Here is a 5024-nt window from a genome sequence, read left to right on the forward strand (position 1 = left end):
CGCCGCCGCCCAGCCCGCCGCTGAGCAGCCGTGGCGGCGTCGGCAGCAGGCCGCGCCGCTGGTAGTAGCGCACCGTCTCCACGCCCACGCCGCCGGCCTCGGCCAGGCGCGCGATGGTCATGTCGGAACGGGAAGGGGACATCGCTTGACTCCGGACCATGGTACGGACCCCAGATAGGGCGCGGATCATTATCGGCAACAGGAGACTCGCCCATGTCCGCCCCCCAGAAGACCGCCGTCCTCTATCGCATGGTGCTGCCCGACCACCTCTGCCCCTCGGGCCAGAAGGCCCTCTGGCTGCTGCGCCGCAAGGGTTACGCCGTCGAGGACCACCATCTGAAGACCCGCGCCGAGACCGACGCCTTCAAGGCCGAGCACGGCGTGGCGACCACGCCCCAGACCTTCATCGACGGGGTCCGCATCGGCGGCTACGACGACCTGCGCCGCTTCTTCGGCCAGAAGGTGCCGGAGCCGGGCGCCACCAGCTACACCCCGGTGCTGGCCGTCTTCGCCGTCGCGGCCCTGATCGCCGTGGCGATCGACTGGCTGTCGATGCGGGCGATCACGGCGATGGTCCTGCCGAACTTCATCGCCACGGCCATGTGTCTGCTGGCCATGCTCAAGCTGCAGGATGTCGAGCGCTTCTCGACCATGTTCCTCAACTACGACCTGCTGGCCCGGCGCTGGGCTCCCTACGGCTACATCTATCCCTTCGCCGAACTGGGCGCGGGCGTGCTGATGTTGGCCGGGGCGCTGACCTGGCTGTCGGCTCCCGTCGCCCTGTTCATCGGCGGGATCGGCGCGGTCTCGGTGTTCAAGGCCGTCTATGTCGACAAACGCGAACTCAAATGCGCCTGCGTCGGAGGCTCTTCGAACGTCCCGTTGGGCTTCGTCTCACTGACGGAGAATGTGATGATGGTCGGCATGGCCGTGTGGATGTTGGTCGGGGCGATGTAGGCCCCCTCAGTTCACCTCGGCCGTCAACGCCGCCAGCGTCGTCGTCAGGGTGAACACCACGCCCGCCGGGTGATAGGTCAGGGTCGTGGCCCCGCCGACATAGCCGGACAGCGCCCGCTGGATCATGCCCGTGCCGAAGCCCGTGCGCGTCGGCGGGGTGACCGGCGGGCCGCCGCTTTCGGTCCAGGTCAGGACGAAGGCCGTGTCGTCCGGCCCCGGCGTCAACGTCCAGGTCACCGCCACCCGCCCTCCGTCCGCCGACAGGGCGCCGTATTTGATCGCATTGGTGGTCAGTTCGTGCAGCGCCAGGGACAGCGCCAGGGCGCAGCGTGGCGACAGGTCGACGTCGGGTCCTGTGGCTGTCACCTGACCCTCGCGTCCATGCGGACGGAAGGCGTCGGCGACGATGTCGGCCAGGCGGGCGCCCGTCAGCGTTGTCTGGGTCAGCAGATCCTGGGCCGAACCGAGGGCGGCCAGCCGGTCGATGAAGGCGGCCCTGGCCTCGACGGGGTCCGAGGCGGCGCGGAAGGTCTGGCTGGCGATCGCCTGCACCATGGCCAGGACATTCTTGATCCGGTGGTTCAGCTCAAGCGCCAGCAGCCGGTGCTGGTCCTCGGAGCGCTTCAGTTCGGTGATGTCGCGGGACACCGACAGCAGGCGGATGGGCTTGCCATCCGGTCCGGGGATGGGGGTGACCTGCACATCCCACCATCGCGGATTGCCGATGGCGGTGTTCGCGGGCCCCTGGAAACGGTAGTTGCGCCCCGCGCGGGCTTCCGCGACCGCCTTCGTCGCCTCGGCGTTGCTCTGACCCTCCCAGAAGGATGACCAGGGACAGCCGCGCAGCTGGTTGAAGTCGCTTACCTCCATCACCCGCTGCCCGCCTTCGCTCATGAAGGTCAGGTCGCCGTCGAGGCTCAGCACCTTGATGCAGTCGTTGGAGGCGGCCAGCACCGTGCGCACGAAGGCCGCGTCAATGATCTCGGTGTCCAGGGGCATGATCGACCCCTAGAGGCTCCCGCCCGGCTTGGCCAGCTTGGCCATACCGCAGATCATGACCGGGCGGGGAAGGCGGTTTGCGTCACGGCTCCCAGCCCCGAGCGCAGCGTGTCGCCGCCCCCGGCCAGCCGGGCTTCAATCGCTCCGTGCTCGGCGGTCCACACCGGCGTCGCCGCCGCCAGCAGGGCCCGGCCGGCGTCGGTCAGGGCCGCCCGCCGCCCGCGCCGGTCCTTGTCATCGACCGTCACCGTCACGGCCCCCATCCGTTCGAGCGGCTTGAGATTGGCCGTCACCGTCGACCGGTCCATCACCAGCAGGCTGGCCACCGCGCCGATGGTCGGCGGCTCGGCCCGGTTCAGGCCGTTCAGCAGCGAGAACTGGCCGCTCGTGATCCCCAGCGGCCGGAAGGCCTCGTCGAACCGGCGCGACAGCGCCCGCGCCGCCCGCTGGGCCTGCAGGCAGAGGCAGTGATCCTTGATGTGCAGGGTGGTCGCATAGGGCGCGGGGTTTGACATGGCTTCTGATATGTTGATATCAACTTATCTGTCAAGAAACCGCTTCAGAACGAGCTCCCGATGATCCAGGTCACCGCCTTCAAATGGGTGCCGCCCTTCGCCCAGGGTTCGGTGCGCGACCTCCGCGTGCGCTGGGCGCTGGAGGAGGCGGGTCTGGGTTATGATGACGCCCTGATCGGCTTCGAGGACCAGGCGACGGCGGCCTATCGCGCGCGGCAGCCCTTCGGTCAGGTGCCGGCCTACAGCGACGGCAAGGTCGAGATGTTCGAGAGCGGCGCCATCGTGCTCTGGATCGCCCAGAGTTCCGACCGGCTGATGCCCGCGGACGACGCGGGGCGGGCGATGGTGATGACCTGGCTGTTCGCCGCCATGAACAGCATCGAGCCCTTCGTGGCCGAGCTGGCGACCATCGACCTTTTCAACGCCGACAAGGACTGGGCCAGGGCCCGGCGTCCCGAGGTCGAGGCCTTCGTGCGCAAGCGTCTGGGCGATCTGCAAACGGCGCTGGGCGACCGCCAGTGGTTCGCCAATGACCGGTTCAGCGCCGCCGACATCCTGATGACCCACGTGCTGCGCGACCTGCGCCACACCGACATCGTCGCCGACTATCCGGCGCTGGCCGACTATGTCGCCCGCGCCGAGGCCCGCCCGGCCTTCAAACGGGCGCTGGCGGACCAGCTGAAGCCGTTCAAGGCGGCGGAGACCAAGAACCCCGGGCTGGTCGGCGGGGCGGCCTGATATGGCCCGCCTCGTCTTCGATATGAACGTCTCGCTGGACGGCTATGTCGACCACGACAAATTCATGCCCGATCCGGCGCTCTTCCGGCACTGGATCGAGGTGGTGCGCACCGCGACCGGCCAGATCTACGGCCGCAAGCTCTACGAGATCATGCGCTACTGGGAGCAGGACGATCCCGACTGGACCGACGACCTGCGTGAGTTTGCGGAAGCCTGGCGCAACGAGCGCAAATGGGTCGTGTCGCGCACCCTGACCTCGGTCGGCCCCAACGCCGCGCTCATCACCGACGACGTGGAAGCGGCGGTCCGCAGGCTGAAGGAGGAATTCGACGGCGAGATCCACGTCGGCGGGCCGGTTCTGGCCCAGAGCCTGACCGACCTTGCCCTGATCGACGAATACCGGCTCTACATCCATCCCGTGGTGCTGGGGCAGGGCGCGCCCTTCTTCGCGGGGCCCTGTCCGCCGTTGCGGATCACGGCGCACGAGCGGATCGGCGGCGAGGCGATCCGGCTGACCTGCGTGCCGGAGTAGGGAGGAAGTCGCCGGAAACAGTGTCTTCCCGCCCCGTATAATCTCGCCCCTCGCCACCCCCTCGGGCGCCCTTTCGACCCTGCGGACGTCGGCTCGCCGGCGCCTGCGACCGCTTCTGACGCAGGCGTATGCATACTGGGAGAATGCCCGCCGGGCCGGTCTTTGACAGCCTTTCACATCCCCGCCGCGTCCGCCCAGGACCCGGCGCCCGCCCTTCGACCCCCGGGGGGTCGGCGTCCCGAATTTCGGCCCGCAATTTTCAGGGCGAAACCGTACCCTTTCGACCCTTCAGCCGACCAGCGCCGCCCGCTCATCCGGGGTCAGCATCCGCCATTTGCCTTCGGGCAGATTGTCCAGCTTCAACGGCCCGATCCGTACACGGATCAAATCCACGACCTCGAGGTCGACCATCTCGCACATCCGCCGGATCTGGCGGTTGCGGCCCTCGCGCAGGATGAATTTGAGCCGGAAGGACTCCATCCGGCTGACATAGGCCGGCTTCAGTTGACGGCCGTCCAGCATCAGACCGTGACGCAGGATCTTGAGCTTCTTCTCGGTGATGTCGCCCGTCACCCGGACCAGATACTCCTTGTCCAGATCGGACTGCGGCCCGATCACCGCCTTGGCCACAACCCCGTCGGACGACAGCAGCAGCAGGCCCCGCGAGTCCTCGTCCAGCCGGCCGATAGGGGGCAGGGAGACCTCGTCCGCGGGCGTCACGCCTTCGCCGACCCGGTTGTTGTCGGTAACGAGCCGCACGGCGGGCAGTTTGTTGGGCTCCGGCTGGCCCGAGACATAGCCCATCGGCTTGTGCACCACGATGGTCACGCCCTCGGCCAGGGCCGCCGTGGCCCGGTCGCTGAGGGTCAGGGTCTGCCCCGGCTCCAGCTTGCGGCCCGCGTCCGCGACCACCTCGCCGTCCACCGAGACCAGGCCGTCGGCGATCAGGGCGTCCGCTTCGCGCCGCGAGCAGACCCCGGTCTGGCCCAGCCATTTGTTGATCCGGACCGGCTCGTCGCCGTCATAGGTTCTGGAAAACGCCATGTCGGTCCCTAGCCGCCGGGCGGCGCCGGGTCCAGCCGCCGATCAGCCGCCGATCACGGCCGCGATGGCCGCCCGGCCGACCTCGTCGTCCTGCGCCGACGAGGCGCCCGACACGCCGATGGCCCCGACAACCCGGCCGTCGACCACAATGGGCACGCCGCCCGCGACGGGCACGATCCCGTCGATGGCCAGCAGGGCCATCCTGCCGGCGGCCAGCCGCTCCTCCGCCGAGGCGGAAG

General features: G+C 68.8%; 8 protein-coding genes. 3 read left to right on the forward strand and 5 right to left on the reverse strand.

All coding sequences use genetic code 11. The features are described from left to right. Nucleotides 1-190, reverse strand: a 190-nt coding sequence (locus QQJ79_RS16030; protein ID WP_348521800.1) for a MerR family DNA-binding transcriptional regulator, incomplete at its 3' end; no start/stop codon positions are given. A gap of 23 nt (nucleotides 191-213) precedes the next feature. Between QQJ79_RS16030 and QQJ79_RS14700 the strand changes: the two genes are divergently transcribed. Then, the gene (locus QQJ79_RS14700) at nucleotides 214-957 is read left to right on the forward strand and encodes a MauE/DoxX family redox-associated membrane protein (RefSeq protein WP_284223672.1); all 744 of its coding nucleotides are present in this window, start codon (nucleotides 214-216) and stop codon (nucleotides 955-957) included. A 6-nt stretch (nucleotides 958-963) separates the two neighbouring features. Here the strand turns inward: QQJ79_RS14700 and QQJ79_RS14705 are convergent, their stop codons facing one another. Together QQJ79_RS14705 and QQJ79_RS14710 are read right to left on the reverse strand one after the other, a co-directional pair. Then, on the reverse strand, nucleotides 964-1956 hold the full coding sequence (locus QQJ79_RS14705) for a sensor histidine kinase (RefSeq protein WP_284223673.1): 993 nt from the start codon (nucleotides 1954-1956) through the stop codon (nucleotides 964-966). 53 nt (nucleotides 1957-2009) lie between these two features. Continuing rightward, nucleotides 2010-2471, reverse strand: coding sequence for a MarR family winged helix-turn-helix transcriptional regulator (locus QQJ79_RS14710; RefSeq protein WP_284223674.1), 462 nt, complete (start codon nucleotides 2469-2471; stop codon nucleotides 2010-2012). Nucleotides 2472-2531: 60 nt separating this feature from the next. Here QQJ79_RS14710 and QQJ79_RS14715 point away from each other — a divergent pair, with 60 nt between their 5' ends. Next, nucleotides 2532-3209, forward strand: coding sequence for a glutathione S-transferase family protein (locus QQJ79_RS14715; protein WP_284223676.1), 678 nt, complete (start codon nucleotides 2532-2534; stop codon nucleotides 3207-3209). Nucleotide 3210: 1 nt separating this feature from the next. Next, nucleotides 3211-3741, forward strand: a complete 531-nt coding sequence (locus QQJ79_RS14720; RefSeq protein ID WP_284223677.1) for a dihydrofolate reductase family protein — start codon at nucleotides 3211-3213, stop codon at nucleotides 3739-3741. 288 nt (nucleotides 3742-4029) lie between these two features. On the opposite strand, the gene QQJ79_RS14725 is transcribed toward QQJ79_RS14720, so the two are convergent. Both QQJ79_RS14725 and QQJ79_RS14730 read right to left on the reverse strand, forming a co-directional pair. Beyond that, the gene (locus QQJ79_RS14725) at nucleotides 4030-4785 is read right to left on the reverse strand and encodes a pseudouridine synthase (protein ID WP_284223678.1); all 756 of its coding nucleotides are present in this window, start codon (nucleotides 4783-4785) and stop codon (nucleotides 4030-4032) included. Between the two features lie 42 nt (nucleotides 4786-4827). After that, the coding region (locus QQJ79_RS14730) for a heme-binding protein (protein ID WP_284223679.1) at nucleotides 4828-5024 on the reverse strand (197 nt) is incomplete at its 5' end.

It is taken from the genome of Brevundimonas denitrificans (genome assembly GCF_030160755.1).
In the GTDB taxonomy this organism is placed as follows: domain Bacteria; phylum Pseudomonadota; class Alphaproteobacteria; order Caulobacterales; family Caulobacteraceae; genus Brevundimonas; species Brevundimonas denitrificans.